Source organism: Paenibacillus tianmuensis (assembly GCF_900100345.1).
GTDB lineage: Bacteria > Bacillota > Bacilli > Paenibacillales > NBRC-103111 > Paenibacillus_G > Paenibacillus_G tianmuensis.
This window is the reverse complement of the sequence record NZ_FMTT01000001.1, coordinates 252,232-278,713: the sequence shown is the minus strand read 5'-3', so window position 1 is coordinate 278,713 and position 26,482 is coordinate 252,232. Positions and strand designations below refer to the sequence as shown.

Annotated in this window: 25 protein-coding genes and 3 pseudogenes; 15 read left to right on the top strand and 13 right to left on the bottom strand. The window is 53.0% G+C overall.

What is annotated here, in order from left to right:
- Positions 1–447: 447 nt before the first annotated feature.
- Positions 448–861 carry a VOC family protein gene (locus BLO51_RS01445; RefSeq protein WP_090666038.1) on the top strand — a complete coding sequence of 138 codons (414 nt, stop codon included), beginning with the start codon at positions 448–450 and terminating at the stop codon, positions 859–861.
- An 88-nt stretch (positions 862–949) separates the two neighbouring features.
- Here BLO51_RS01445 and BLO51_RS29005 read toward each other — a convergent pair whose 3' ends face one another.
- Positions 950–1,096, bottom strand: a complete 147-nt coding sequence (locus BLO51_RS29005; RefSeq protein ID WP_167670069.1) for a hypothetical protein — start codon at positions 1,094–1,096, stop codon at positions 950–952.
- 98 nt (positions 1,097–1,194) lie between these two features.
- Between BLO51_RS29005 and BLO51_RS01440 the strand changes: the two genes are divergently transcribed.
- The 4 genes and pseudogenes from BLO51_RS01440 to BLO51_RS01420 all read left to right on the top strand — a co-directional run bounded on the left by BLO51_RS01440 (position 1,195) and on the right by BLO51_RS01420 (position 4,465).
- Positions 1,195–1,902 carry a DUF421 domain-containing protein gene (locus BLO51_RS01440; RefSeq protein ID WP_090666035.1) on the top strand — a complete coding sequence of 236 codons (708 nt, stop codon included), beginning with the start codon at positions 1,195–1,197 and terminating at the stop codon, positions 1,900–1,902.
- Positions 1,903–1,929: 27 nt separating this feature from the next.
- A pseudogene (locus BLO51_RS01435) lies at positions 1,930–2,391 on the top strand (DHHW family protein); the annotation flags it as partial.
- A gap of 118 nt (positions 2,392–2,509) precedes the next feature.
- Complete coding sequence (locus BLO51_RS01430) at positions 2,510–3,082, top strand: SMI1/KNR4 family protein (protein WP_090666030.1); 573 nt, start codon at positions 2,510–2,512, stop codon at positions 3,080–3,082.
- A gap of 369 nt (positions 3,083–3,451) precedes the next feature.
- A complete protein-coding gene (locus tag BLO51_RS01420; RefSeq protein WP_090666027.1) occupies positions 3,452–4,465 on the top strand; it encodes an iron-hydroxamate ABC transporter substrate-binding protein in 1,014 nt (337 codons plus the stop codon).
- 56 nt (positions 4,466–4,521) lie between these two features.
- Here BLO51_RS01420 and BLO51_RS30945 read toward each other — a convergent pair whose 3' ends face one another.
- Entirely contained in the window at positions 4,522–4,638 is a 117-nt protein-coding gene (locus BLO51_RS30945) for a hypothetical protein (RefSeq protein ID WP_342672320.1), read from the bottom strand.
- Between the two features lie 106 nt (positions 4,639–4,744).
- Between BLO51_RS30945 and BLO51_RS01415 the strand changes: the two genes are divergently transcribed.
- Entirely contained in the window at positions 4,745–5,368 is a 624-nt protein-coding gene (locus BLO51_RS01415; protein ID WP_090666025.1) for a TetR/AcrR family transcriptional regulator, read from the top strand.
- A gap of 37 nt (positions 5,369–5,405) precedes the next feature.
- A complete protein-coding gene (locus tag BLO51_RS01410; protein WP_090666023.1) occupies positions 5,406–5,978 on the top strand; it encodes a GNAT family N-acetyltransferase in 573 nt (190 codons plus the stop codon).
- A gap of 104 nt (positions 5,979–6,082) precedes the next feature.
- On the opposite strand, the gene BLO51_RS01405 is transcribed toward BLO51_RS01410, so the two are convergent.
- From BLO51_RS01405 to BLO51_RS01390, 4 genes are all read right to left on the bottom strand, one after another.
- Complete coding sequence (locus BLO51_RS01405; protein WP_217266670.1) at positions 6,083–7,882, bottom strand: tetratricopeptide repeat protein; 1,800 nt, start codon at positions 7,880–7,882, stop codon at positions 6,083–6,085.
- Positions 7,883–7,888: 6 nt separating this feature from the next.
- On the bottom strand, positions 7,889–8,692 hold the full coding sequence (locus BLO51_RS01400) for a hypothetical protein (RefSeq protein ID WP_090666019.1): 804 nt from the start codon (positions 8,690–8,692) through the stop codon (positions 7,889–7,891).
- 148 nt (positions 8,693–8,840) lie between these two features.
- On the bottom strand, positions 8,841–9,641 hold the full coding sequence (locus BLO51_RS01395; protein ID WP_090666017.1) for a metallophosphoesterase family protein: 801 nt from the start codon (positions 9,639–9,641) through the stop codon (positions 8,841–8,843).
- Entirely contained in the window at positions 9,638–10,294 is a 657-nt protein-coding gene (locus tag BLO51_RS01390; RefSeq protein ID WP_090666015.1) for a hypothetical protein, read from the bottom strand. Before BLO51_RS01390 ends, BLO51_RS01395 begins: the two co-directional genes overlap by 4 nt.
- Positions 10,295–10,500: 206 nt before the next feature.
- Between BLO51_RS01390 and BLO51_RS01385 the strand changes: the two genes are divergently transcribed.
- Positions 10,501–11,076 (top strand): class I SAM-dependent methyltransferase, encoded by a 576-nt coding sequence (locus BLO51_RS01385; RefSeq protein ID WP_090666013.1) that lies wholly within the window; start codon positions 10,501–10,503, stop codon positions 11,074–11,076.
- Here BLO51_RS01385 and BLO51_RS01380 read toward each other — a convergent pair.
- Together BLO51_RS01380 and BLO51_RS01375 are read right to left on the bottom strand one after the other, a co-directional pair.
- On the bottom strand, positions 11,071–11,409 hold the full coding sequence (locus BLO51_RS01380; RefSeq protein ID WP_090666011.1) for an AzlD domain-containing protein: 339 nt from the start codon (positions 11,407–11,409) through the stop codon (positions 11,071–11,073). The two genes, BLO51_RS01385 and BLO51_RS01380, sit on opposite strands and share 6 nt — an antisense overlap.
- Positions 11,400–11,645: pseudogene (locus tag BLO51_RS01375) on the bottom strand (branched-chain amino acid ABC transporter permease); the annotation flags it as partial. The gene BLO51_RS01380 and the pseudogene BLO51_RS01375, both read right to left, overlap by 10 nt.
- On the opposite strand from BLO51_RS01375, the pseudogene BLO51_RS01370 reads away from it, so the two are divergent.
- Together BLO51_RS01370 and BLO51_RS01365 are read left to right on the top strand one after the other, a co-directional pair.
- Positions 11,644–12,447: pseudogene (locus BLO51_RS01370) on the top strand (carbohydrate-binding module family 20 domain-containing protein); the annotation flags it as partial. The pseudogenes BLO51_RS01375 and BLO51_RS01370 overlap by 2 nt on opposite strands.
- Positions 12,448–12,622: 175 nt before the next feature.
- The gene (locus BLO51_RS01365; protein WP_090666007.1) at positions 12,623–14,365 is read left to right on the top strand and encodes an alpha-glycosidase; all 1,743 of its coding nucleotides are present in this window, start codon (positions 12,623–12,625) and stop codon (positions 14,363–14,365) included.
- Positions 14,366–14,477: 112 nt separating this feature from the next.
- On the opposite strand, the gene BLO51_RS01360 is transcribed toward BLO51_RS01365, so the two are convergent.
- The 3 genes from BLO51_RS01360 to BLO51_RS01350 form a co-directional block, all read right to left on the bottom strand.
- Positions 14,478–15,323, bottom strand: a complete 846-nt coding sequence (locus BLO51_RS01360; protein ID WP_174551172.1) for a sugar ABC transporter permease — start codon at positions 15,321–15,323, stop codon at positions 14,478–14,480.
- Positions 15,320–16,633, bottom strand: coding sequence for a carbohydrate ABC transporter permease (locus tag BLO51_RS01355; protein ID WP_090666006.1), 1,314 nt, complete (start codon positions 16,631–16,633; stop codon positions 15,320–15,322). Before BLO51_RS01355 ends, BLO51_RS01360 begins: the two co-directional genes overlap by 4 nt.
- 90 nt (positions 16,634–16,723) lie before the next feature.
- The gene (locus BLO51_RS01350) at positions 16,724–18,025 is read right to left on the bottom strand and encodes a sugar ABC transporter substrate-binding protein (protein ID WP_090666004.1); all 1,302 of its coding nucleotides are present in this window, start codon (positions 18,023–18,025) and stop codon (positions 16,724–16,726) included.
- Between the two features lie 553 nt (positions 18,026–18,578).
- Between BLO51_RS01350 and BLO51_RS01345 the strand changes: the two genes are divergently transcribed.
- Both BLO51_RS01345 and BLO51_RS01340 read left to right on the top strand, forming a co-directional pair.
- Positions 18,579–19,604, top strand: a complete 1,026-nt coding sequence (locus tag BLO51_RS01345) for a LacI family DNA-binding transcriptional regulator (protein ID WP_090666002.1) — start codon at positions 18,579–18,581, stop codon at positions 19,602–19,604.
- A 13-nt stretch (positions 19,605–19,617) separates the two neighbouring features.
- Complete coding sequence (locus tag BLO51_RS01340) at positions 19,618–21,576, top strand: glycoside hydrolase family 15 protein (RefSeq protein ID WP_090666000.1); 1,959 nt, start codon at positions 19,618–19,620, stop codon at positions 21,574–21,576.
- 98 nt (positions 21,577–21,674) lie between these two features.
- Here the strand turns inward: BLO51_RS01340 and BLO51_RS01335 are convergent, their stop codons facing one another.
- The gene (locus BLO51_RS01335) at positions 21,675–23,432 is read right to left on the bottom strand and encodes a sensor histidine kinase (RefSeq protein ID WP_090665998.1); all 1,758 of its coding nucleotides are present in this window, start codon (positions 23,430–23,432) and stop codon (positions 21,675–21,677) included.
- Positions 23,429–24,109 (bottom strand): response regulator transcription factor, encoded by a 681-nt coding sequence (locus tag BLO51_RS01330; RefSeq protein WP_090665996.1) that lies wholly within the window; start codon positions 24,107–24,109, stop codon positions 23,429–23,431. The genes BLO51_RS01335 and BLO51_RS01330 overlap by 4 nt, the downstream gene beginning before the upstream one ends.
- Before the next feature lie 201 nt (positions 24,110–24,310).
- On the opposite strand from BLO51_RS01330, the gene BLO51_RS01325 reads away from it, so the two are divergent.
- Genes BLO51_RS01325 through BLO51_RS01315 form a run of 3 tightly spaced genes read left to right on the top strand, consistent with a single transcriptional unit; the run spans position 24,311 to position 26,454 of the window.
- Entirely contained in the window at positions 24,311–25,339 is a 1,029-nt protein-coding gene (locus BLO51_RS01325) for an AI-2E family transporter (RefSeq protein WP_425415791.1), read from the top strand.
- Between the two features lie 5 nt (positions 25,340–25,344).
- Positions 25,345–25,890: a CDP-diacylglycerol--serine O-phosphatidyltransferase gene (gene pssA / locus BLO51_RS01320; protein ID WP_090665992.1), complete on the top strand. Its 546-nt coding sequence runs from the start codon at positions 25,345–25,347 to the stop codon at positions 25,888–25,890.
- A gap of 30 nt (positions 25,891–25,920) precedes the next feature.
- Positions 25,921–26,454, top strand: coding sequence for a DedA family protein (locus BLO51_RS01315; protein ID WP_090665990.1), 534 nt, complete (start codon positions 25,921–25,923; stop codon positions 26,452–26,454).
- The last annotated feature ends 28 nt before the right edge of the window (positions 26,455–26,482 follow it).

The following is a 26,482-nucleotide window of genomic DNA, read 5'->3' as shown; positions in this document are numbered from 1 at the left end:
GTGTTGTTCCCAGAGCGTCCGGAACGTCCGGTTTAATTCCACTTCTGCTTTACTAATACACCCGGAATGTTGCAGCGGAACGGGTTCGTTTCTTAAGTACGGTATAGACGTTTTCGCATAAGGAAAATAGTTCATCTGTCCTCTGTACGAGTTATATGGGTACGCTACCGGATAGACAGCATTTATTGCATCATACGAAGGCTGATACCATGAATTCGATGGAACCTGACTTGAATAAAACATGCATGTTTCCTCCCCGACATAGGTATTCACCTACTACAATATGTTAGGGGAGGCCTGTTGGTATGGGCGTTTGGCTGGTATAAGATTTGATCAACTCCAAATCTTACGGATGACGCTGTTTAAAATGGCTCCGGTTCGAGGTATACTGGTAGGGGCAAGGCTAAATAATGCAGACCATCCTATTCGAACGAAGGAGCGAAATTAATGGCTATCAATGTGTATCTGAACTTCAACGGAAATAGTCGTGAAGCGGTCGAATTTTACGCGGAGGCTTTCGGAACGGAGAAACCGCAAATCATGACCTTCGGCGATGCGCCGCCTAACCCGGAGTACACGCTGCCGGAGGAAGCCAAGCATTTGGTCATGCATGCCCGCATTACCGTTAACGGGAGCGACGTGATGTTTTCCGACGTTTTCCCTGGTATGCCATTTACCGCCGGAAACAACATCAGCCTTTCCGTAATCAGCAAAAACATCGATGAAATTAAAACGTATTTCAATAAGCTCAAAGAAGGCGGCAAGGTTGGCATGGAACTGCAAGAGACGTTCTGGAGCAAATGCTACGGCCAATTAACCGATAAATTCGGTATCCAGTGGCAGTTCAACCACGAAGAATAGAAGCGGTTCGCCCGTTTGGCCGCACAACGGCCTACAAACAAAAGACTCATATCCGGCATGCGCGGGTATGAGTCTTTGACATTTTCCGCTAATGAAGCCCCATCTTCCGCGCTTTCTCCACCGCCTCGATCCGTCCGGATACGCCCAGCTTCGAATGATGTGCGTTTTGATGGTATACCCCGGCGGTATACCCCAGTATCGAATCCGCCCCCGATCCTTCCGATGAACCTGGCATCACCCTTACACTTCTTACCTATTATGGAATTAACCCTCCCAACAATGGCGATACTATGGGGCAGTTGAGGATTAGCTTTGCAGATAAGGAGATAGGGCATGGCACATATTATCGATACGTTAATGAGGTCTACCGGGGCTTTCATCGTCATGATGTTCGTTACCCGCATTCTTGGAAAATCGACGATTTCCCGGATGACGTATCATGATTTTGTCGCAACAATTACCTTGGGCGCTATGACCGCGAATTTATCTATTAATACATCCATGAACGTATGGCAGGTGCTGGTCGCCATCGTCACGTTCAGCGGCATAGCCTATTTACTGATGGCTCTGGCACTTAAGAGCCGGGCGATTCGCAAATGGGTCTCCGGTCAACCAACCGTCATAATGGAAGACGGCAAAATTCTGGAAAGCAATATGCGCAAGCTGAAAATGACGATGGATACCTTAAACCAGGAGCTCAGGGAAAAAAATATTTTTAATATCGAAGAAGTCCAATATGCCGTGCTCGAACTAAACGGGAAGATCACCGTGCTGCGCAAACCGGAGTACCTGCCTGTGACACGTAAAGATATGAATCTGCAGATGAACAAACAATCGTTTCCGGTTGAGCTCATTATGGACGGACAGATCATTTCCGACACCTGCATCAAAAACCATATCAGTGAAGAATGGCTTATTTCGCAAGCCAAATCGAGGAGCCTTACCATCGGGGACATCTGTTACGCCGTAAAAAGCTCGAACGGACAGTTGTATTTCGACCGGTACGATGACCGGATACATCAGCCCGTCGACAAAGAATAAGCGTCTGCGTGCGTAACGGGCTTTCTCGGCTCCTTATATTCCGCGACATTGAGCTCCCAGCTTCAGAAGGTTCCAGATACCCTTGTGCTGTACAAGCCGTTCGTCAAGCACGAATATGCAGTGCATTACGCCGCTCCGCTACGGATGGAGCTGTTGGACAAGAGCCATGCGGCCAAAAAGAACAAATATCGGATCTTTCTGAGCGGCGACCAGCCTTGGGGCCTCGTTAAGACCGAAGCCGAGAGCGACCGCCGGGTCGCTGTCGTCAAAGATTCGTACGGCAATGCGCTGATTCCTTTTTTGCTGCCGCACTATAAGGAAATTTACGTCATCGATCCGCGCCAGTTCGACCAGCCGCTCGTTCCTTTTTTGAAAAAGCGACAAGTCCGCGAGCTGCTGTTCCTTAACAATACGGAAGTCGCGATGTACGACAGATTTTTGCAGCAAATCGGCAAGCTGCTGACGCCTCCTCGGGCGGCGGCAAAATAACGCCCCGGAGCATGCCTTTGGTCCCTCAATAGCGTTCAACGAGTTGATGCCCGGCTTCGTTGTACTATATAATAAGCTGACATCAAATCAAACAGCGTACGATTGGGGGAAATCGGCAATGTGGAGCAACGTGTTTGAGAGGCAATATCATAAGCTGGAAGGAGCGACCCAAGACGAGCTTGACCGCTTGGTAAAGACATGGAACGAGAAGCTTTCGCCGCAAGAAATCGCCGGGATTGCGGAGCGTCAGAAAAATCCTTTTCCTGTGAATGATCCGCTTCATGAGGAGTACAAGCCCTTTGATCCGTCGTTGTGGGACCTGCCGCAGAAGAAGCTGCCGGACAGCTACTTGGACTTTTTGCGCTATTCGAACGGCGGGGAGTTTACAACCGGCGACCGCTATTTTCAATTTTTCGGCACGAAGGAATTGAGAGAATACAACTTGGCATACGAATTCCCCGAATACATGGCCGGCTCCGTCTCTATCGGGATGGACGGCTGCGGGAATCATTATATTTTGGATATGAGAGATGACATGATCGAGGACGAGTATCCGATCTTGGCGGCGCATTCCGGCAATCTGGGCTATGAGGATGAGGAAGGCTTTACTACATGCAAGCAAGTAGCCCTCTCGTTCCCGGAGCTGTGCAAGGGAACCACGTCGATAGATGAGGAGCTGAATGAAGATTAGGTGCCGGAAAAGCTGCAGGCCGCTATACCTTGAGTTCAAGGCCTCGGGCCGCAGCTTGGAGAGCATCGATCGGGCGGAGACAGGAGCTTATTGTTATCCGTCCGCGCTTAAGATTGGCGTCAAGGCTCGGACGTATTGTTCGTGCCATGTTTTCCATTCCTCTTCCCGGAACCCGGTTGCTTTGCCGGACAAAATCGCGTCGATGACATCCAAACATACGTGCCAGCCTGCAAGGTCTTTGCAGCTGTGGCCGGTAATCTTGTTAAGCTGCTTACTCTCCGATTTTTATTGACGATTGAGAATCATTTTTGATATTATCTTTTGTGATAATGATTCTCATTTTCATTTTTGAATTGACGGAGGGAAACGATGTTTAAGAACAAACCGTTTTGGGCCGCAGGCCTCATTTATTTGCTTCTCGTTACGCTGCTCTCCGCTTGCGGCAGTAAGGCAACGACCGCCGGCGATTCCACCCCGGCCAAGCAGGCTGCCAAGGAGCCGTCCACGGAAGCATCGTTGGCCGCAACCCGCAGCTTCTCCACAGTCAAAGGCAATATCAACATCCCGGTAAAACCTAAACGGATCGTCACAGATTATTACGGCGGCGAACTGCTGTCCGTAGGCGCGAACGTCGTCGGCGTCGAACCCACCACCTTCGACAATCCGTTTCTGAAAAAGCTGCTCACAGGAACCGTCGACGTAGGCACGCCGGTGAATGCGGAGAAAACGCTGGAGCTTACTCCCGACCTAATTGTCGTTATGTACGACAAAAATTATGAGGAGCTGTCCAAAATCGCTCCTACGCTACATATCCCTTACGGCACGACTTCCAACATTTACGAAACGGTGAAACAGTTCGGCGATATTGTCGGCGAACCGCAAAAAGCAGAGCAATTTATCGCGGCATTCGATCAAAAGGCGGCGCAAGGCCGCGAGAAATTGAAAGGGGTCATCGATCCGAACGCCACCGTCGGTCTCTATGAGTTGACTGATAAAGGCACCCTGTGGGTATTCGGGGACAATGCCGGACGTGGCGGCCAGACGGTGTATAATGCGCTGGGGTTGAAGATGCCGGATTTGGTCCGTTCCGAGGTGAAAGGCAACACCGGCTCCGTGCAGCTGTCGATGGAGACGCTGCCGAAATATGCGGCCGACTACATGTTTCTGACGACCTACGATCCGGAGAAAAAAGGCGAGGCTTTGAAGCAGCTGCAAGCTTCGTCGGTGTGGCAAGGTCTGAATGCGGCTAAGAACAATACGTTGTTTATGAATGACTTTGATACGTTTTACCGGTACGATCCGATTGCCATTACGGAACAGATCGACCTCTTTGTGAACATGCTGCTTGCAAGAACCGCAGAGAACAAGGCGAAAAAGAACTGAGACAGCCTGTTCGTCACAAAAATAGACCGTTTCCTTTGCCGGAATGGTCTATTTGCTTATTTTTTGAGCCCTTTCACCAATAAGGCAATGACCGTCATTGTCTCCTCCAGCGCTTGCCGCTGATCCGGCATCTGCGCAATCCACAGCGCCGATTCGTTCAGTGCGCCAGACAACTTTTGCCCACTAACAACTTGAAAACGACATCCATGTCGTTTATAATAGCCTTGCAGACAAAAACGACACTCATGTCTTTTTTATTATCAGGAGGAGCTGAGCCCCTTGTCTCCCAAAGTGAGCGAACAGTACAAAAAGGATAAAAAGCATGAGCTGCTGCAAGCGGCAAGACGCGTGTTTATCCGGGAAGGCTACACGCAGGCGACGATGCAATCGATTTTGAACGAAGCCGGAGTATCCAGAGGCGCGCTGTATTCCTACTTCGACAATATCGAGCACGCGTTTATCGAAGTGCTGCAATTTGACGATCGGCAGGACATCCTCTTCTTCGAGTTGGCCGATTCCTCGCCGCTCTGGCCCCAGCTAACCGACTGGGTCAACCGTCAGCGGCACAGCCTAAAGACAGTCGGGCAAACGCTGCTGCTGGCCAAGGCGGAGTTTTTTCTGTCCCCCGGATACAGGCGGAATAAAGAAAGCTTCCCGTACATCGCGCAGCGTTACTTGCGAATTAAGGAGGCTATCGAGTCGGTCGTCGTCAAAGGTACGGAGCGGGGAGAATTCCGGCCCCGACTTTCTCCGGAAGCGGTCGCCTTATATTTTGTTTCGTTTATGGACGGCTTGATGCTGGATACGTTCCAACTCGGAGCGGAAACAACCCTTGTCGAGGATCAGTTAACCGTCTTCCTCTTCTCGCTGAAAGAAATGCTTTGCCCGATTGACAGGATTTAGATTTCACTATCCATCCTACCTTAAAGGAGTGCTTGCCATGTTGTTCGAATCCGACAGAATCATCTTTAGAAAAGCTACGGCGGACGATGCGGAGCTGTATCATGCGTGGAGAAACGATCTGGAGGTTATGCGTTCTACCAGTCCTTCGCTCGATATTTACGATCTCGAAGAGACGCGACAATTCGTGCATCAAGTCATCCTGGGCTCCGCCTCCTCCAAAAGCTACATTCTGGTCGACAAAACCTCGGCAACGCCGTTCGGGATTACATCATTAATCCATATCGATCCCAAAAACCGGAATGCCGAATGCATCATCGATATCGGCAACAAAACTTATTGGGGGAAAGGCTACGGAACCGAGGCCATAAAGCTGCTGCTGGACTATGCGTTCCTGGAGCTGAACCTGCACCGGGTCTCGTTGAGAGTATTTTCCTTCAACGATAGAGCGATCAAGCTTTATGAAAAATTAGGCTTCCGGCGGGAGGGAATCTCCCGGCAAAGCTTGTTCAGGGAAGGCGCTTGGCACGACATTATTCATATGGGGCTGCTTCAGCATGAGTATGGCAACGACTGCCCCGATGATTTAGGAGCAGCCGTAAAGAATGCTTGACCGGACCGGTCATTTTTTGCACTGAATTTAAGCTTTCGGTTCGCTATGTAGTTTAATGAAAAAAAGACCGATCCTCTCGAATCGGTCGTGCATGGGCAAACAGTCTATTCCTGCTGTTCCAGATCGTTCTTCCATTGCTCCAGCTGTTCCCTAAGCTGAACGTCAATGGAAGTAAGCCGCAGCCAGCTGCAAACCAGCGCATAAGTAAAGAAGCAGTGGCCTTCTTTCGGAATCCGCTCCGAGAGCTGGAAAAACAGTTCTGATACCGCTTTTTCCAGCTCGGGACTGCCTTGCGCTTCATAAGCCAATACATTCACCGCCGCATTGACCGGCCAATCGGATTGACCGTAGCATAGAGACAACAAGGCTTCGGAAGGCTTGGACGGGCTAAGCCGCGCCATAAGGAATACCGCCGCATATTGAATGTGCTGGAGCCAGCGCCAGCTCGATACCGATTCGGGCGGCTCCGGCGGATGAGTCAGGACGGCGAATAAGTCCGGCAGGTGCGCAGGGGTGAGACTTCCGGCCAGTTCGCCGGCTGTGCGGTACCAATCCTCGATTTGGTACGGAGTCATCGCCAATCGGCGTACGGCATTGGTCGCTTGACCCGACGGTTTGGGCATGGCCGGCTGTGCGATGGCCCCCTCATAACTCCATAATATGGCGCCGTTCTCGGCGATCGGCTGCCTCGGGTCCGGCTCTTGGACGTTGTCGATGGTCAAATCCAGCTTGGGCGGATGAGCGCTTCTGCCGAAGTTGTTCAAGTAAAGCTCCAGCGCACGGATCGCGCTCGGCGCCTCCAGATAATTAATGGTCAGGCTGATCGTCCCGCCGCTTTCCAGGTCCATGTTTTCTTCCGCGACTTGGCGCAGCACGTTGATGGAGGCTTCCTGCGGCCCCGGGATATAGTCGACAAAAGGAAGTTCGGAGCCCGGCAATAACGGTTTCAGCAGTTCCCTCGCTCTGCCGTTCGAAGCGTTCGATTTATAATAGGCTTCGATTTTCCCCAAGCGCTCGGCGTCTTGTTTGATCATATACTCGCAATAAAGGATAGACGGAATCGCCCATTCGTGATCGGGCTGGATATTTGCGGCCTGGCTGTAAGCTTTCAGCGCTTTTTTGTATAAGCCGTGTTCCAGATACAGATCGCCCAGATCCAGATAGCCCGCTTCATTGCCGGGATCGAGCCTGCCTGCTTTCTTGTAAAAGTCAGCCGCCTTGCGAATGTTGCCCTGGAGTTTGAAGCAAAGCGCCATCCCAATAGCCGTATCCCAGCATTTATTCAGCTTGTAGGCCGTTTTGGCTGCCGCAAAAGCGGCCAGAACATCCTCCTGTCTCCGATGCATTGAGGAAAGCAGCCAGAACATCATATAAACTTTAGGATACGCCTGGCACATCTTTCGGAGCACGGACACTAAAGCGGCAAGCACCTTATGCCGTTCGTTTCCTTGCATCAGATCGAGGGATCGCATCACTCCGCGGATGAATCCAATGATCGTATCCACTTCGATATGATCTGCGCCCGCGATTCGCGGCTCCCATTCGTATACCCACACCAAATAAGGGACCTCGGGCTTTACTCTGATCACCTGCCCCAAGAGTCCGAAAGCTTCGTTAAAGCTGTTCACCCGGGCGTAAATGTAAGCTCGTACCGCCATAACAGCGAAATAATTGTTTTCCTCGACCGGCACAAAAGGCAGCAGGTCCTCGCCCGAATCAATCCAATCGTTCAAGGATCGGAGCCATTCGGCGTTAGCCGGATCGGTCGACAAGGCGCTGGCCAGATGGTATAAAGCGTGCTGGAAATCCCCGTCGCTTCGGGCCGCTTTATAAATGTCGAAATCCTGCTCAGGTGAAGGAAAACGGTGTTCTCCTTCGGTATGTGCGTGTTCCAATGCTCTCACCCCTACTTAAAAATATTGTTTCGGCAGCAGCGTTTCCAATTCCTTCAGCAGCCGTTTGCTTTCCTCCGTACGGAATTGCTTCAGCGCGAAGATCGCCGCCATCCTTCCGTTATGCATCCCGTGCTGGGCAACCTCGAACAAAGCATGGGCCGCCGCCGTGTAGTTTCTTTTTCTTAGGAGGATAACAGCTTTTTCCTGGATAAACATATCATCCGAAGTCACATAGCGGCAAATCTGTTCCGATTCCGCATAAGGCATGATCGTCAGTTTGGAAAAAACAAGCTGCCGCGTGTAATCCTCGTCAAGATCTTCCTGCAAGAGGAGTCGATCAATCTCTTGAATGACCTTCAGATCAAGCACACTGTGCTCATGCTGCTCGTCCCGGTCGGACACGACAGGGTAATCCCGCTCCAACTGATCCCACTCCGCTCCGGGATGTTGCAAGCACTTCGCGATGAATCGTTCCATATGCCGGAATCCTGGCGACAAATCGGTCTCTTCGTGATCCAAGTAGCATATTTTATCTCGCAGCGGGCCTTCGGTATACAAGCCTATGTTATTGGACTGGTCGTCCGTAAGCAGCGGACAGATGCCCCGGTGACACGCCAAGTCCCGCAAAAAGTCCAGCATTTCCCCGATTTCTTCCGTAGTCAAAATACGATATACATATTCGTCCATATTCCAGCATTCCTGATATTGACTTAAGCCTATAAGCGTCTGATCGTCGATATCGATGGCATACTCCTGTTTTAAAAGCCCGGGGTCGAACGGCAGCCTGCTGTTGAATTTGAATCGCTCAGAAGTTCCCATGCCCTCTCCTCCTAAAGTTAAATTTGTCCGAACTCGAACTCTACCTTTTATCGGCCGATCCCCGGTAAAATCTAATGGATTGAAAGTTCCATCGCAAAAAAACAGGCACCCGACGGCAGAGGCAATTTTTACTCCACCGGCCTCCGCCCTATCTTGTAAAAATGCACACCTTGGCATCGACGTTCAAGACTTGCGTTCCGCCGGGCAGGCAAGCCAGCGGGTCATTCCAATGGGAATGGCCGCAAAATACGAGCGCTTCCGGCCCGCTCTCTAATAAAGCACGAATTTCGGGACTGCCTGCGCATCCCCGCTCCGGCACATCCGGGCTTTGGTGAAGCAGCAGCGCATGGGGCTGCTTGTTAAGCAGCTTGCGCAACGCTTGCAGGTAGTCCGCTTCCGCCATCCGGTTCGGCTTGTCCGGTCTGCCGATCACGCCTCCGAGACCGCCCCAGGCCGCGCCACCGAATTCGACGATTCCCGGCCGATCGATCTGACAGATGTTGCTTCGACCGGAAAGCTGCCGCTTCTTCGCATCGTCCATCAGATCGTGATTGCCAGCCACTCCGACGACCCAGCGAAACGTTTCGCCGAATGTAAGCCATACGCCGGACGGATCGCCGCTGCCCCCTCGCCGGAGGTCGCCATACAGATCGCCGCATAGCAGAACGCCGACTCGATCGGGAGCAATACCGGGCCGCTCGATGCCGATCAGCAGCGACAAATAATCGGGAAGTCCTTCGCCGAGCATGACGTCCTTCCCGTCCGTGGTCCGCATCATCCCCTGCAAATCGGAGGTCACGATCAGCGCGTCAATCGATGACGGCAAAGCGGTCATCCGTCCCACGTACACAGGCAGCTGCGCTTCCGCGATACCGCCCGAGACGGTCGCGTTCCGGTAGGCGAAGTATTCTACAGGCTCCGCGCCAAGCGATTCGATCCTCATAATCATGATAACCTGCCTCGGTCCGTCACCGTAATCCCTAAAGCTTCAAGCTCCGGAAGAACTTCCTCTACGTTTCGTTCCGGATTCAGGGAACGGATCGCCTCGACGCTAATCGCGGGGGCCGCATACAAAGCTTTGACGGGCTCGACCAGTATCGGCATGTCGAAGTAGCCTTCCGCCCAGTCCACATAGTTCTCCGGCGTTTCGCAGATCGTTCCAAGCAAAAAATCCGATCCGTCGTCTGCGCCTTTCGGCATCCGCACTTCCCCCGTTCTCCATTGCGAGTCGCCGGTTTCGCGCCATATACAGAAGGTTACGTCTTCTTTCTCCAACGCTTCATCCTCAAGGAAAGCCAGCAAAGCTTCCGGCGCCCCGTCGTAAATTCCCGGCCATACCGCATACTCGTCTTGAGCGTGCGGGCTGAGCTCAGATTCGTGGTCGAATCCTTTCAAAATAACGCCCTCCAGTGCAAACAAAACGAACAAACAGTCTCCGGCGCCGTTGTCGATTTTCGCAAGCGAGACGTTTGGCGTCCAATTCGGAACAAACGTATGATACCGGAGCCATTCTTCCGGGCATAAGATCATGTCCAAGGCCGCGAGAGTTAACAAGCGCCGCTTTAAATCGTCCGGTTCCGGCAAAACAGTCCGTGATGCCATCCTCGATCCCCTTTCTTTGTGCAGAAGTTCGGTACGTGCGGAACATGTATCATTTTAACAAAAATGTTGCCGCAAACCTACACGCCGAATAATTTGGTTTATCCCGCTTTAACAATTCTTCAGAATTCCTTTGGAAATTTCTGTGCTCGTTCTGAAGATTTATTCGATAGGATAAAGAAAAAAAATGGAGAAGGGAGAGTATTGGCATGAGCACGCTTCAGGAAAAGCTGCTGTTCTTGTATAAGTTCTCGCGCGCGCCTCAACAAATCGGCAGCGTGACGCCAAGCTCCGCGTTTTTGGCAAAAAAGATGGTCGAATCGGTAGCCTGGGAGAACGTGAACGCTGTCGCAGAGCTTGGCGCCGGTACAGGCGCGATTACGGAATATATTCGGAAGGCCAAAAAGGACAATACCCGCGTTCTTTTGTTCGAGAAAGACGCGGAGCTGCGCGGTCGGTTGCAAGAAAGATTTGCCGACTTCGCCTGTTACGACGATGCTCGATGCTTGCAATCCGTTGTACGGGCAGAAGGAATCGATTCGCTCGACTGCGTGATCAGCGGACTTCCGTATTTTAATTTCCCGCAAAGCTTGCGCGATCGGCTTCTCAGCGAAATTACGGCCTCCCTCAGACCGGGTGGACAGTTTGTCGCATTTCAATATTCGCAGCAAATGCGCAAGCAGTTCAGCAGACAATTTGCCATGGAAGAGATTCATTTCGTTCCGTTCAATGTTCCTCCGGCATTTGTATATGTTTGCCGCAAGGAGAATTTCACGACTTCATGACAAGGCAAGCAGCGATGAAAGATAACGGAACAGCATCGTCGCCGCAATGCCCATCACAACCGTGCCCAACAAGCTCCGCGTGAAATAAGCTACGGCAAAGGCGGGAATGGCGGACAGCAGTGCGACGGGCTGCGGCGAGAAAGCGCCTTTCGAAACGAGCAGCTCTTGCGCCAGCAAAGCGGACATCACGGCAATCGGGATATGACCGAGCCAGCGAAGCCCCCAATCCGGCAATCGGATGCGGCTCAGCACGATAAGCGGCAAAATTCTCGGGAGCAGCGTCACAAGCGACGCTCCCAGAAGCATCCATAGAAAGCTCGGCCTTATTTCCATTTTTCAATCCACACTCCTATACTTGCAGCGAACAAGATTGCGATCAGCACGCCTGCGCTTTCGGTTATAAAGACACTTCCGGCAATGGCCATCACGACGGCGCTACATGCAACAAGAAGATCTACGGCGGCCTTCGACCGCTCCATCAGTTGAAGCATGAACAGCCCGATGAACATGGCAGGCAACGCGTAGTCCAGCCCGAATTTTTCCGGGTCGGGGATCCATTGACCGAAAATCTACGAGCGCAAATTCGGCGACAGCACAGCGGTCGTCGCCATCAACCGCAGCCTGACCTCCCCCGCCTCGATCAGCGGACTCGTTACTTCGCTGCCGGCGGGCAATTACGCCGATGCGCTGGAAGGATTGCTTAACGGTGGCGGCCTGACGGTAGGCAGCGGCGGCGCCGCATCCTCGTTTACGCTGGCCACCGGCGGCGTATCGGTCTGGCAGTACACGACTGCGCAAACGGCTCCGGTGATCGGACATGTCGGCCCGATGATGGCCAAAGCCGGCAATACCGTCGCCATTGACGGCAGAGGCTTCGGCTCAACGAAAGGCACGGTCTATTTCGGCTCGACGGCCGTAACCGGCGCCAATATCGTCTCTTGGGAGGATACCGAGATCAAAGTCGTCGTACCGGCGGCCGCAGCGGGCAAATACGGCATCAAAGTCAGAACGGCCGGCGCTGCGGACAGCAGCGTGTACGGCAACTTCAACCTCCTGACCAATGAGCAGGTCAACGTTCGCTTCGTGGTGAACAATGCCTCGACGACGCTGGGGGAAAACGTTTATCTGACGGGCAGCGTGAGCGAGCTCGGCCATTGGGAACCGGCCAAAGCGATCGGTCCGCTGTTTAATAAAGTGATGTATGCTTATCCGACTTGGTATTACGATGTCAGCGTTCCTGCGGGGACGGCCATCGAATTCAAATTTCTTAAGAAAAACGGCAACTCCGTCACCTGGGAAGGCAGCTCCAACCATACGTTCACCACGCCTTCCAGCGGTACGGCAACCGTAACGGTGAACTGGCAGCCGTAATGCTGCCACATTGCACCGGCAAAAAAACAGGTCGAGAAGGTCGAATCTGTCTTGAGTTTTTGCCGAAGTGGTGCTATAGTATAGCTAAATTCAAAGGCAATGCTACCAACCAAAGGTACAACCTCGTATTCGCATCGGGGCTGTACCTTTTTTTATTGCCAAGGAGGATAACATCATGTTACTGGAAGCCATTTACCATCGTCCGAAATCCAACTGGGCCTATGCCTACGATGAGCGCACGATCCATCTGCGCCTGCGCACCAAGCGGGATGACGTGGAGCGGGTCACCTTGATCGTCGGCGACAAATACGCGTGGGACCGGACCGTCGAAGAGCTCCCCATGACCAAGTGGGTCAGCGACACGCTGTTCGATTATTGGCATGTAGCGGTCCAGCCGCTCATGCGCCGTATGAGGTACGCCTTCCGGCTGGAAACGGACGAAGACACCGTCTGGTTTGTCGAGACCGGCATTGTGAACGAAGCGCCGAAAGACAGCATCAAAATGTTCGATTTCCCTTTCCTGAATCCGGCGGACGTGTTCACGCCCCCGGCTTGGGTCAAAGATGCTATTTTCTACCAAATCTTCCCGGAACGCTTCGCCAACGGAGACCCGGATATCAATCCGAAAGGCGTGGAACCGTGGGGCGGCGAGCCGACGCCCAAAAACTATTTCGGGGGCGATCTGCAAGGCGTTATCGACCACTTGGATCACCTGAGCGCGCTTGGCGTCAACGCCATTTATTTCAATCCGCTCTTCAAAGCGACCACCAATCATAAATATGATACCGCCGATTATATGACGGTGGACCCTCACTTCGGCACGAACGAGACGCTGAAGAAGCTGGTTAAGGCTTGTCACGAGCGCGGCATCCGCGTGCTGCTGGACGCCGTCTTCAACCATTGCGGGCACACATTCCCTCCCTTCCTCGACGTCATGGAAAAGGGAGCGGATTCCCGGTACGCCGGCTGGTTCCATGTACGGGAATGGCCTCTCGACGTCAAGGATGGCATGCCGACCTTCGACACGTTCGCCTACGAGCCGATCATGCCGAAGCTGAATACCGAGCATCCCGAAGTCAAGGAATATCTGCTGAATGTAGCCAAGTACTGGATCGAAGAAGTGGACATCGACGGCTGGCGTCTCGACGTTGCCAATGAGGTCGATCACCGCTTCTGGCGCGAATTCCGCGACGTCGTGAAGAAGGCTAAGCCCGACGCCTACATCCTCGGCGAAATATTTCACGACTCCATGCCCTGGCTCATGGGAGATCAGTTCGATGCGGTGATGAATTATCCGCTGACGAATATCATTATCGAATTCGCCGCCAAGAAGGAACAGGACGGCGCAAGCTTTGCCAACGCCTTGGGCACCCTTCTGGCAAGCTATCCGCAGCAAGCGAATGAAGTCGCCTTCAACCTGCTCGGAAGCCACGATACGGTGCGTCTGCTGACCCTTTGCGACGAAGACAAGCAGCGGATGAAGCTGGCCACGCTGCTTCAATTCACGCTAGCCGGTACGCCTTGCGTTTATTACGGCGACGAAATCGGCCTGACCGGAGACCACGATCCTGGCTGCCGCAAATGCATGGAATGGGACGAGGCGAAGCAGGACCGCGAGCTGTTCGCGTTCTTCCGGCAAGTCATCGCGCTGCGCAAACAATACGAAGCGCTGCGCACGGGCGATTTGACCTTCCGATTTGCACAGGAAAACGATTTGCGCCTTGCCTACGAACGTTCGCTGGGCAGCGACTGTTTGATCGTCGCCGTGAATGCAGGTTCCGAGGCCGATACGCTGGTTTTGCCGGTCGATCGCGATCGTTGGAAGGATCTCTTGACCGAAGAAGAGCTGAGCGCGGACAGCGGAGATTTGCGTCTGCACTTGCCCGCGAACGGCTTCCGTCTTCTGCTCGCGCAATAAAGGGCGTCCGCCCAAAGCCAATGTCCGTACAAAAAAAGGACAAGCTCCGCATCACCTGCGGGACTTGTCCCTTTTCCCTTTTGTTATTTCCATTTGTCTTCAAACGTGCGACTTAACCTTTGCTTGCTCCTGCCGTCAGCCCCTCCACCAGGAAACGCTGCAAATAAATGAACAGGATCGAAATCGGAACCGCAATCAGCACGGCGGCCGCAGCAAACAGCGTAAAGTTGCTGTTCTGGTTGCTGCTGATCTGGTCGTACAGACCGACGGCAAGCGTCCAATTGTCTCTTGACCGCAGCACCATCCGCGCGAAAATAAAATCGACCCAAGGGCCGACGAACTGCGTCAGCGCGGTATATGCGAGCATCGGCTTGGAGAGCGGAAGCATGATTTTGACGAAGATCGTAATGTTGTTCGCGCCATCGATTCTTGCCGCCTCATCCAGACTGCGCGGGACCGTATCGAAAAAGCCCTTGGTAATAAAGCTTCCGAGCAGCGGAGCGCCGAAGGAATAGACGATGACCATCGCCAGATGCGTATCCAGCAAGTTCAATTCCTTCAGCAGAATATAAATGGCGATCAAGCTCATGAAGCCGGGGAACATCCCGAGAATCAACACGGTGGACAACGCGGTTTTGCGCCCTTTGAACCGGAACCGGGACAGCGCGTAGCCGCACAGCAGCACCATCAAGGTGCCGAAAATCATCGATAAGGTGGCGATTTTGAGCGTATTCCAGTACCAAGTACCGAACAGGAAGCTTTTGGACGTGAACAGCTCCGCATAATGCTCAAAAACGAATTTCTCCGGAAGCAAGGTTTTGCTGTACAAGGAACGACCCGGTCTGAAGGAAGCCAAAATGACCCACAGTGCCGGATATAAGCATAATATGGCTGCCACGATCAGAAACAGATAGCTGAACGTCAGCCGAATCGCATTGCTTAATTTTCTCCCTATCATTGGATCATATCCTCCTCCCGGAACGAACGGGTCCTGCGGTAATTATAGATCGAGAACGAAGCGATGATCAGGAAAATGATAATGCCAACGGCCGAGGCCATGTTAAACTGGCTTTGATTCAGCGTCAGCTTATATAACCAGGTGACAAGAAGATCGGTTGCGCCTGCATACTGATACTCCCCTTCGACCGGATTTCCGTCCGTCATCAGGAAAATCGCATTGAAGTTGTTGATATTCCCCGCAAATTGCGTAATGAGAATCGGGGCCGTCGTGAACATAACCATCGGCAGTGTAATGATTCTGAACTTTTGAAACGCGGTCGCCCCATCCACTTCCGCCGCCTCGTACATATCGCGCGGGATCGTCGTCAGCACACCCATGATCAACAGCATGGAAACGGGAATGCCGACCCACATGTTCACGATGATAACCGTCGCTTTGGCCCACATCGGGTCTGTCAGCCACGGCAATTTCTCCAGCCCGAAAAACGATAAATATTGGTTGATCGGTCCGAACTGTCCGTTGAACAGATTTCGCATCACCAGCAAAGAGATCAGCGCCGGAATGGCGTAAGGGATGATCATGATCGTCCGCCAAACCCCCTTGAAACGGATATCCTTTTGCTGAATGATCAGCGCCACCAGAAACCCTCCGAAATAGGTCGTTACGGTCGACAATACCGCCCAAATGATCGTCCAGCGCAAGACGCCGAAAAACGTATGGCTCCATGTCTTCAGCCCGATAAGGTCCTTAAACGTCTGAAACCCTACCCAGTCGACCAATTTGGCCGGAGGCATATGATTGGGAGAAGAATAGTTCGTGAAGGACAGCAGAATCATAAAAATAATCGGCATGACCGTAAAAAACAAAATGCCCGCCGCCGGCAGCATCAGAAACGCTTCCGCAAATTTTCTGTCCCGGATATAGGCAAGCGACTGAATGAAATTATTTGGTCTTCCCCCCGCCTCCCGCAGCTTTCCGACGAGATACGCATCCTTGACGACAAGCACGTACAGCAGGATGAACAAGGCAAGCACAAGCAGGGTAATGACACCCTTAATCAACAAAAAGATGGAATGGTCGCCGGGGACCATTTTGGCGATGCCATTGACTTTCTCCAAATGCATCGCCTGTTCGCCAAGCGTTACAATGCCCCACAGCGCCTGGCCTAAATTTTGGACGAAATACTTCACCGCCGCCACTTCGATGAGCAGCAGCACCAGCCCTTTGAGCCATTGCCGGTTATACCATTGTCCTAAGCCAAGTCCGATGAATGACAGCACCGCTGCGGTAATCCGATGTTGAGACATAGTATGACGATGCTCCTCTCCCAAAAAAATGTGGAATCACCCGCCGTATTCCGCGACGGGTGAACCCTGGCCCGGCCTCCCGGTCCGTTATTACTTCTTACCGCTGTTGATGAGCTCTTTCAGACGGGCAGCCGCCGTATTGAGCGCCTCTTTCGGATCTTTGCCGTTGTTCCATACTTCCGTCAGCGCAGAGTCAAGCGGATTCCAGACGCTGTCCATTTCCGGGATCGACGGCATCGGCTGCGAGTTTTTGAACTGCGTGACAAAGCCGGAGATGATCGGATCGTTCTTGATTTGCGGGTCCTCTTGCGCCTCTTTGTTCGTCGGGATGGCTCCGACTTTCTTGTGCAGCAGAAGCTGAGCTTCTTTGCTGGAAGCGAATTTGGCGAACAGCTTGGCCGCGTTCGGATATTTCGAGAAGGAGTTGACATACCATGCTTTTACCCCGGAGAACGATACCGCCGGCTTGCCTGCGATCGTCGGGATCGGAACGACGGCGAGCTTGTCGCCCAGCGCCTTCTTGTAGCCGGCCAGCTCCCACGGACCGGTTATGTCCATCGCCACATCGCCCGTCGTGAACAGTCCCCTCTTGATGTCCGGGTTAATATCGCCGGATTTCACGGGCAAAATTTCTTTTAAGCTTGTATACACTTTCATTCCTGCTAATGCGCCTTCGTTGTTCAAGCCGATATCGGTCTTGTCCGTGCCGTTTTTGCCGAACAGGTACCCGCCCGTCGAAGCGATGAACGGATAGTTGAAGTAGGTATTGGCGGGTTCCCACATGATGCCGAATTTATTTTTGTCTTTGTTCGTGAACGTTTTGCTGAACGCAATGACGTCCTCGAACGATTTCGGAGCTTCCTTTACCAGCTCTTTATTGTAATACAGCGCGTAGGTTTCGGCGGCCCGCGGAAAACCGTACAGCGTATCGTTGAAGGTAACGGCTTGAATCGCGTTGTCCGCATTGTTCTTCTTCGTTTCCTCGGCATACGAGTCGTTCGGCAAAATCAATTGCGCCGTTGCGGCCCGGCCCAAGTGGTCATGCGGAAACACCACCACGTCGGCGCCTACGCCGGCCGGGCCGTCGTTGGTCAGTCGGGTGACCTGGTCCGTCGAAGCGATTTCGTCAACCTGAACCGGAATATTGTATTTTTCCGTAAACAGCTTCGCAATTTCATCTGTGAACACGCGTTCTTCTTTGCTCTCCCAAATCAACAGCTTTGCGCCCGCCTCCGGTGCCAAAGCGCCCGCATCCCCTGCTGCTGACGACTGCGCATTGTTGTTCGCGGCCGGAGTCTCTGCTTCCGGTTTGTTCGTGGCGGAGCAAGCTGCCATCGAAACGGATAAGGAGGATACGGCAACCAGCGCCAAGAGCTTCTTCTTGAATTCCATGTTAGTAAGTACCCCTTTCAGTTTCTAAAATATAGTTGTCCTGCCTTCTCGTTTGCGAACATGAATTTGTGCAAACCTTTGCACAAAAACCGCAATATTTGTCAGAAACAACTTACATCCAGTGAATTCCCCGCTTGGAAACGCTTCATACACGACATATCATATCTCATTTATGGAAAATTGTAAAAACGTTTGCACTTGCCATTTAAGCCGATTTTAGCGGAAAATCATAATTCAGTCCCCATTATTCTTCCATTTTCTCAACTTTCCTAATTCCCAAGCCATATTTCGGGAAAAATTAGCCGTTTTGTGATCATTTTGAAAACGCATATTTACATTATCCCGGCTTTTGCGCTAACATTAAAACAAAGTAGCATGCATTTGTGCACGATTTCTTGTCCAAACGTTTGCACATATCGTGTTTTACATTTGTCGCCTCTGTTATGTTAACATGGGAGAATCACACATCTTCATTCCTACAAGACAGCTACTGTACTACGTCCCGCAAGAAAGCGGCTCTCATATCAACAGAACATCCGGAGGTTATGCATCCATGGCAATCACAATCGTCGATGTCGCCAAAAAAGCCGGCGTTTCCCCTTCCACTGTATCGCGCGTTCTTTCCAATCATCCCCGGATCAGTCCGGCGACCGCAGCCAAGGTGAGGGAAGTGCTGAAGGAACTCGGCTATCACCCCAATATCATGGCGAAGAGCCTCGTCTCCAAAACGACGAATACCATCGGTTTAATCTTGCCCAGACCGGCCGAGGAGCTGTTCCAGAACCTGTTCTTCTCCGAGGTGATCCGCGGTATCGTAACCCAAGCGGCACGTACGGGGTACGATCTCATGATGACGACGGGGACAACGGAACGCGAAGAGCTTGAAGCCATTACCCGGCTTGTCAAGGGCCGGCGGGTCGACGGCGTGATTTTGCTGTATTCGCGTCAAAGCGACCCGCTCATTTCGTTCATGCTTGAGCACGGCTTTCCTTTTGTCCTGATCGGGCGAAGCGATGAGTTTCCCGATATTTTGTCGGTGGACAACGACAACGTGCAGGCGGCTTACGACGCCACCCGTCATTTGATCGCCCAAGGGCATAAGCGCATCGGTTTAGTGAGCGGCCCGCCGAATCTGATCGTTTCGGGCGACCGGATGAAGGGATATTTGCAAGCGCTTAAGGACGCCGGGATCGAAGCTCGCCCCGAATGGATCGTCGAAGGAGATTTTTTGCAGGAAAGCGGCTACCGGGCGATGTCGTTTTTCATGTGTCTCCCCGAACGGCCGACGGCGCTTGTGACGATTGACGACGTCGTCGCTTTCGGCGTGCTGCGCGGTCTGACGGAGCTCGGTTACAAGGTTCCGGACGATCTCAGTCTGGTCGGCTTCAACAACATCTCGTTGTCCGAGCTGTCGACGCCGCCGATCAGTTCCATGGATATCGGGATTTACCAGATCGGCTACACCGCTTCGCAAACGCTCATCCGGGCCGTCAAGGGCGAAGCCATGCCCCAAAAGCGCGTGATCATTCCCCACCGCCTGATCGTGCGGGAATCGTCCCTCATTCAAGTTAAAAACTAGGAGAGTGCAGCACATGTACACAACGAAAAAGCCTTACTTGATCGACGCAATCGTCGGAAATTCCCGTTTTCTCGCCTCTCTGGGCCGCACCGGCCGGATGTACCGCCTGTGGTGGCCGCATATCGACTACCCGCAGCATGTGGACGAAATCCGCAGCGGCCTGCACATCGAAGGGACCTCGGCGGGGACGACCTGGTTTGACGGAGAGGAGGACGGCTGGCGGCACGAAGCCTCCTACGTACCCCGGACGAATATGTTTAAAACGACGGCCGTTTCCGAGCGCTGCCCGCTGTCCGCGGAGACGGTAGATTACGCCGTACCGGGCGAAAATTTCCTCGTCCGCCAATATACGTTCACGAACCGCGGCGAGGCGCCAGTATCGTTCCGCTTTATGTATTACTCGTCGTTCCGCTCGATGGAAACGCCTTTTTACCACACGACCCAATTCGACGAAACACACGATTCGCTCATGCACCTGCGGCACGAGTATATTTTTTCCATCTCCAGTTCAAACGTTTGCACAGGATACCAAGCCGGAGCCGCCGTATGGGAAAACGCGCAGACCGGCCATTTAAACGGGAACGGGATCGACATGAAGCCGGACGGCGCGCTGTGCTGGCATATTGAAAAGCTGGCGCCAGGCGCGGCTGTCGAAGTGCCCGTATACATTGCCGCGGGCCAGACGCGCGCGTCCTCCCAGCAATCGCTGGCAAAAGCCAAGAGCCGTCCGCATACCTACTGGTACGACTTCACGGAGAGCTACTGGCACCGATTCCTGAACGATGCCGAGCCAGCCCCCGGATCGCGAAGCGAAATCCGCGAGCTGTACGAACGTTCGCTGCTGGCGATGAAGCTGATGAGCGATGAGAAGTCCGGTTGTGTCGTGGCCGCTCCCGAATTCGACGAGCAATTTTCCCGCTGCGGGGGCTATTCTTATTGCTGGGGCCGCGACGCCGCGTTTATTACGACGGCGCTGGACCGCGTCGGCTTGACGGATTTGTCCGCGAAGTTTTACGAATGGACCCTCACGGCTCAGGACCCGGACGGCTCCTGGCAGCAGCGGCATTACCACGACGGCCGGCTGGCTCCATCCTGGGGCTTGCAGATCGACGAGGGCGCCTCGATTATTTGGGGCATGTGGCAGCATTATCTGCAAGTTCAAGATGAAGCTTTCCTGCATAACGTATGGCCGGCCGTCGAACGGGGCGCCCGCTTCCTTACCGGCTATATCGATGCGGAAACCGGATTGCCCGCTTGCAGCATGGATCTATGGGAAGAGCGATTCGCCGAGCACACGTATTCGGCGGGTGCCGTTTTTGGCGGCTTGACGGCGGCAACCTCTTTTGCCGAACGGCTCGGCAAGCCGGAGCTGGCAAGCGAATGGAGCCTCGCGGCGGAGCGCATCCGCCAGTCGATCGGCGAGCTGTGCTGGAACGAGGAAAAAGGCGCCTTCTACCGCGCTTTAAAGCTTGCGGTGCCGGAGGCAGTATATCACGAGGCCCGGCAGCAAGGACTCGGCACCTCCGTAAGCGTCAATGCGAAAGGATATACGACCTACTTCCTGGAGAACGACCCGATCGTTGACATCAGCCTGATCGGCATTTCGGTTCCGTTCGGCGTCTTCCCTGCCGATGATCCGCGCATCGTCCGCACGGCCGATACGATCGAGCAGTACTTGACGTCTCCCGTCGTCGGCGGTATCAGGCGGTACGAGAATGACCACTACATTGGCGGCAATCCGTGGATTTTAACAACGCTGTGGCTGTGCCATTACCGCATTCATCGCGGACAATACGCCGAAGCCAAGTCGCTCCTGCAGTGGGCGATAGATCACCGGACGGCGGCAGGGCTGCTGCCCGAACAGGTGGACAAGCAAACGGGAGAAACCGCTTGGGTCGTTCCGTTGACTTGGTCGCACGCGATGTTTATTTTAGCCGTTACCCTGCTTGCAGAGCATGGTCAGTTGGATTAAAACATTCAAGCCCTTGGTTCTCCCGACGGGAGCAGCCAAGGGCTTGATTTGTGTTTCGGTACAACCGATGTTTTTTCCCGCGTGACTTGCTTTCCGGCTCACAACATAAAATAAAAACTGACGCCCTTTTCGGTATTCGTTACCCCGTAACGGCTTTCGTGCAGCTCCAAAATATGCTTGACGATCGCCAATCCCAGCCCCGTGCCTCCGGTTTTCCGGTTGCGGGAGCGTTCCGCACGGTAAAACCTTTCCCAAATGTCATCCAATTGGTCCTCGGGAATGTTCTCCCCCTCGTTATCGATGGCGACTCGGAGCCGCTCCCCATTACTTTCGATGCGTATGGTAATTTCGCTGCCGGGCACAGCATGACGGATCGCATTTACCAATATGTTGAACAACACCTGTTCGATTTTGGTTTGATCGGCATAGACGGGATGCTCGCCCGCAGCCATATGAACGACCTTCAATCCCTTTTCGTTCAAATGATGCGACAGCTTGTCGACAATGTCCTCGATCAGCTCGCTCACCATAAACCGGCTCTTCTTCAGCTTGATGGTCTTCGATTCCAGCTTCGTCAGCTCCAACATATCTTTAACAAGTTCTTCCATTTTTTCTGTTTCGTCCAGTATCACTTCCAGATATCTCTCGCGCTTGCTTTCGCTGATACCGTCCCGCAGCCCTTCGGCGAAGCCCTTGACAATGCTGAGCGGCGTTTTCAATTCATGAGAGGCGTTGGAGACGAATTCCTTCTGCCGCTGCTCCATCCGCTGCTTCTCCTCCATATCCGCCCGAAGCTGCTCGTTGGCCTCATGCAGCTCCTTGAGCGTATGATCCAGCGATTCGGACAAGCTGTTCAAGCTGTGGGACAAGCTGCCGAACTCGTCGTTGCTCCGGATGGGCGATTTGGCGGAGAAGTCCAATTTGGCCATGCGCAGCGCGAATTTGTTAAGTGTAAGGAGCGGTTTGGTAACGAATTTGGAAAAAATCAGCGAGAGCAGCAGGATCAGCACAATGCCTCCGACCCCGATATAAAGGTAGAACAGCCGCAGCGCGCCGTAAGCCTCACTAATCTGCTGCAGCGACGTGGTCGCGAAGAGCAGCTCGCTGACTTTGCCTTCCCGCATTACGGGCTGAATCGCAATGAAGCTGCGCACGCCGGTAATCGACTCCGTCCATTCTCGTTCGATCATCTTGCCGCTCTGCAAATCGGCTTTCTGCTCGTTGGTAAGCGGGAACGATTCACCAATGGCAAAGTACAATAAGCCCTGGCGCAAGTTCCATAGATTCGGGCTGGGCAACAGCGCGTCGGTGATGACGCCGGAAACCTGCTCCAACGGACCTTCAACGTCGCTCGTTGCCGCGCTGTCGATGTCCTTCATTCCGGCTTTTTTTATGACGAGCGCGTAGATCAATTCTTTAGCCGGATCATCCTCGTCGTATGCGCCCTCCACCTGAATCCGGTCGCCGCGCTGCAAATGGGCCGCCAGCAAATCCTTCTGATCGGAATCGGACAACAGAATCAAGGAAACCTTGACCGAAGCGCCTTTGTCGTCACGGATGACAATGCGAAAAAAATTGTCGTATTTCAGTTTTCCTTCCGGATTCAGGATCGCGAGCTGGGCTTTATTTTGGCTGATAAATTGTCCCATCTCGCGGGTAATGCGCGGCTCGTCCCAACGGTTCGACGCATACTGCTCGCTGAAGGACCGCAGCTTTTTTTCCAATCCATCCAACCGCTGATTCTGGTAAAATCTCTCAAAAAACAGCAACTGCCCGAGCAGAACGATCGCGTAAAATAACATGAAAAAAGACGCTGTGATCGCGAACAGCTTGAAGGTAACGCCGCCTCTTTTCATCGGTCCTCCTCAAATTTATAGCCGGCGCGGATGACAGTGCGGATATGCCGCGCCTCGTCACCTAGTTTTCCGCGCAATTTCTTAATATGGGTGTCGACGACTCTCGGATCGCCGAAATAATCGAACCCCCATACCTGATTCAGGATCGCTTCGCGGGACAGCACGATCCCTTCGTTTTTGACCAAATAAAGCAGCAGTTCATATTCTTTGGGCGTGAGCTCGACTTCCAGCCCTTCGATTTCGACGCGGTGCGATCGTTTGTTGACGGTGACCCGGCCAAAGCTGAGCATATGATCTTCTTTTCCGACTGTCCCCTCGACGCGTTTCATCAGCGTTTTGGCGCGGGCAACGAGCACCTTCGGGCTGAACGGCTTGGTGACGTAATCGTCGGCGCCCAGCTCGAAGCCGAGCATTTTGTCGTCGTCCTCCGACTTCGCGGTGAGAAAGATGATCGGAATCGCCGATTTGGCGCGGATTCGCTTGCATACGGCCCATCCGTCCAGCTCCGGCATCAAAATATCCAGAATGACGAGGTCCGCATTCAGACCATCCAGCATGTCCAGCGCTTGCCTGCCGTTCTCCGCCTCGTAGACGGTCCACTGCTCCCTTTCGAAATAATCCGCCACAATCTCACGAATGAGGCTCTCATCTTCGATGAGAAGAACTTTTCGTTCCATAGCAATGACAACTCCTGTTTATCCGGTAACGTGCCTACCTGTTCTATTATACATGAGTCTTGTGTTTTTCGTGTGTCCCAAGGAGTAATTAAAACAAGAGCCTTCTTCGAAGATAGGACACATGAAGTACACAACGGCGCGTTATAATGTTGGCAGACAAACTTGGCTCGTTCCCATCGAAAGGATGTTCGTATGAATATGATGGCCTTTCTTCAAAGAAAAGATGTGCAGCGCTTCGGCATTCTGGCGCTCTTCTGCCTGCTATTGTTCTGGCTGAGAGGCATGCTGAACCTCATCTTATTGACATTCTTGATGACGTTCCTTATGGATCGTCTTCATCACTTGGTCCATCGCTGGATTAAACCGATCATTCCTATCGATTCCAAGCTGCTGCTCTCCATTCTGTACGCTTTGCTTGTCGCTCTGCTGGTGGCCTGGGGCTTCAAAGTTTTTCCAACTATAGCTCACGAAGCAGGCCAGTTGGCTGTGATGGTAAAGGAGGTCTACGCGCATCCGCAGAACGAAATCGTGAGCTACCTCGTATCCGTCGTTCATCAGCTCGATCTTCGCAGCATCATCAAGCCGGGTTTGGATATGATCACGAAAGTCGGCCATTGGGGCTTCGAAGGTTTTCTGTCCGTCATTATGAGCTTGATTTTACTGCTCAGCAAGTCGAGCGTTGTACAGTTTACGCACAAGCTTCAGGCGAGCAAAATCGGATGGCTGGTGCAAGAAATCGAATACTTCGGCCAAAAATTCGTCCTCACCTTTGGCAAAGTGATCGAAACCCAGCTGATGATTGCGCTGATCAACTGTGCGCTCACAACGATCGCCTTATGGGTGATGGGCTTTCCCAACCTGTTCGGCCTGACGCTCTTGGTCTTCGTTCTTGGCTTGATTCCGGTCGCCGGCGTATTCATCTCGCTGATTCCGTTGTGCGCTATTGCATTCAGCCTTGGCGGCTTCATCTATGTCATCTATTTGGTCGTGATAATTACCTTGATTCACGCATTGGAAGCCTATGTGCTCAACCCGCGGCTGATGGCTTCCAAGACGCACCTGCCGATCTTTTACACCTTTATCGTGCTCCTGTTCTCCGAACATTTCTTCGGCATCTGGGGCCTGATCGTCGGAATTCCGACATTTGTATTTTTACTTGATTTGTTAGAGGTTCAAACGGTGGGGCAGCCGATTCGCCTCGCGCTTCCCCTATCTCCTAAGGAGGAATAATCACAATGTTGAAAAAATCGATCCCGTTTGTGTTCGTAGCAGCGGGGCTGGGTATCGGCATGATTTCGCTCCTGCTGGCGTTCCACCGGGAGGTGGCCGCAGCGGTGCTGTTTGTCGCGATTGCGGCCTTGCTGGACTTGTTCGGCGGCTATTTTGCGGAAAAGCTGAAGCTGTCGGGCGGATTCGCCAAGGAGCTTCGTTCCTTATCGGAGCTGATTTCCTTCGGCGCCGCGCCGGCCATCATTATTTATGTCGTCGCCCTGCGCGAGCTGCCGGTATACGGTACGCTGCTGACCGCGTTGTTCATGGTATGCGGCGCGCTGCGGCTGGCCCGTTTCAACGTAATAACCTGTCACAATCGCTGTCATATCGGTCTGCCCATTACCGGAGCAGGCTGTCTGTTATCCGCATTTGCCTTGTGGAACCCGCCCGCGCATCTTATAGCAGTGACAGTGCTGGTCATTGTCGGTCTTTCTTTCCTGATGATCAGCAAGATCAAGATTCCGGCATTTCGTCCAAGCAAAGCCGTATACGATACCAAGAACGTCTAGCACCTACGGCTGGAGAGGAGCTGTGTCCGCGTGCAATTTATACAGGAGATGATCTTACAGTACGGATATATCGCTTTATTCTTCAGCTTGGCGCTTGGCATTGTGGGCTTGCCTATCCCCGACGAGCTGCTTATGACCTTTATCGGCTATCTGGCGTCGGTCGGTATGCTGAATTATTCGCTCTCGGTCGCCGTCAGTCTGGCAGGAGCGATGACCGGCATGCTCTGCAGCTACGCGCTTGGCCGCAAGTTCGGCAAGCCGCTGCTGTGGAAGCACGGCAAATGGATTAAGCTGACCCCGGAACGGCTGGAAAAAGTGGAAGCTTGGTTCCAGCGCTACGGGCCTTGGACGATCAGCTTCGGCTATTTCATTCCCGGTATCCGTCACTTAACCTGCTACTTGTCCGGCGTTATCGGAATGGGCAAGCGCAAATATTTGCTGTTCTCGGCTATCGGAGCGTTCAGCTGGTGCGTTTTTTTTATCTCCATCGGCTATTTTGTCGGGGCGCAGATCGACTTCTCGCATTTTCATGCGTCGCTGATGCACCGCTTTTTCTCGAATTAACAGCTCGTACAAGCTATCACGGAAACGA

Excerpts from the sequence above, each read along its gene's own strand:
- BLO51_RS29005 (WP_167670069.1), bottom strand. The coding sequence starts at position 1,096 with ATGCCAGGTTCATCGGAAGGATCGGGGGCGGATTCGATACTGGGGTAT.
- BLO51_RS01410 (WP_090666023.1), top strand. The coding sequence starts at position 5,406 with ATGTTGTTCGAATCCGACAGAATCATCTTTAGAAAAGCTACGGCGGAC.
- BLO51_RS01395 (WP_090666017.1), bottom strand. The coding sequence starts at position 9,641 with ATGATTATGAGGATCGAATCGCTTGGCGCGGAGCCTGTAGAATACTTC.
- BLO51_RS01445 (WP_090666038.1), top strand. The coding sequence starts at position 448 with ATGGCTATCAATGTGTATCTGAACTTCAACGGAAATAGTCGTGAAGCG.
- BLO51_RS01365 (WP_090666007.1), top strand. The coding sequence starts at position 12,623 with ATGTTACTGGAAGCCATTTACCATCGTCCGAAATCCAACTGGGCCTAT.
- BLO51_RS01345 (WP_090666002.1), top strand. The coding sequence starts at position 18,579 with ATGGCAATCACAATCGTCGATGTCGCCAAAAAAGCCGGCGTTTCCCCT.
- BLO51_RS01335 (WP_090665998.1), bottom strand. The coding sequence starts at position 23,432 with ATGAAAAGAGGCGGCGTTACCTTCAAGCTGTTCGCGATCACAGCGTCT.
- BLO51_RS01325 (WP_425415791.1), top strand. The coding sequence starts at position 24,311 with ATGGCCTTTCTTCAAAGAAAAGATGTGCAGCGCTTCGGCATTCTGGCG.
- BLO51_RS01360 (WP_174551172.1), bottom strand. The coding sequence starts at position 15,323 with ATGATAGGGAGAAAATTAAGCAATGCGATTCGGCTGACGTTCAGCTAT.
- BLO51_RS01385 (WP_090666013.1), top strand. The coding sequence starts at position 10,501 with ATGAGCACGCTTCAGGAAAAGCTGCTGTTCTTGTATAAGTTCTCGCGC.
- pssA (WP_090665992.1), top strand. The coding sequence starts at position 25,345 with ATGTTGAAAAAATCGATCCCGTTTGTGTTCGTAGCAGCGGGGCTGGGT.
- BLO51_RS01330 (WP_090665996.1), bottom strand. The coding sequence starts at position 24,109 with ATGGAACGAAAAGTTCTTCTCATCGAAGATGAGAGCCTCATTCGTGAG.
- BLO51_RS01440 (WP_090666035.1), top strand. The coding sequence starts at position 1,195 with ATGGCACATATTATCGATACGTTAATGAGGTCTACCGGGGCTTTCATC.
- BLO51_RS01430 (WP_090666030.1), top strand. The coding sequence starts at position 2,510 with ATGTGGAGCAACGTGTTTGAGAGGCAATATCATAAGCTGGAAGGAGCG.
- BLO51_RS01400 (WP_090666019.1), bottom strand. The coding sequence starts at position 8,692 with ATGGGAACTTCTGAGCGATTCAAATTCAACAGCAGGCTGCCGTTCGAC.
- BLO51_RS01420 (WP_090666027.1), top strand. The coding sequence starts at position 3,452 with ATGTTTAAGAACAAACCGTTTTGGGCCGCAGGCCTCATTTATTTGCTT.
- BLO51_RS01355 (WP_090666006.1), bottom strand. The coding sequence starts at position 16,633 with ATGTCTCAACATCGGATTACCGCAGCGGTGCTGTCATTCATCGGACTT.
- BLO51_RS01390 (WP_090666015.1), bottom strand. The coding sequence starts at position 10,294 with ATGGCATCACGGACTGTTTTGCCGGAACCGGACGATTTAAAGCGGCGC.
- BLO51_RS01350 (WP_090666004.1), bottom strand. The coding sequence starts at position 18,025 with ATGGAATTCAAGAAGAAGCTCTTGGCGCTGGTTGCCGTATCCTCCTTA.
- BLO51_RS01340 (WP_090666000.1), top strand. The coding sequence starts at position 19,618 with ATGTACACAACGAAAAAGCCTTACTTGATCGACGCAATCGTCGGAAAT.
- BLO51_RS01380 (WP_090666011.1), bottom strand. The coding sequence starts at position 11,409 with ATGGAAATAAGGCCGAGCTTTCTATGGATGCTTCTGGGAGCGTCGCTT.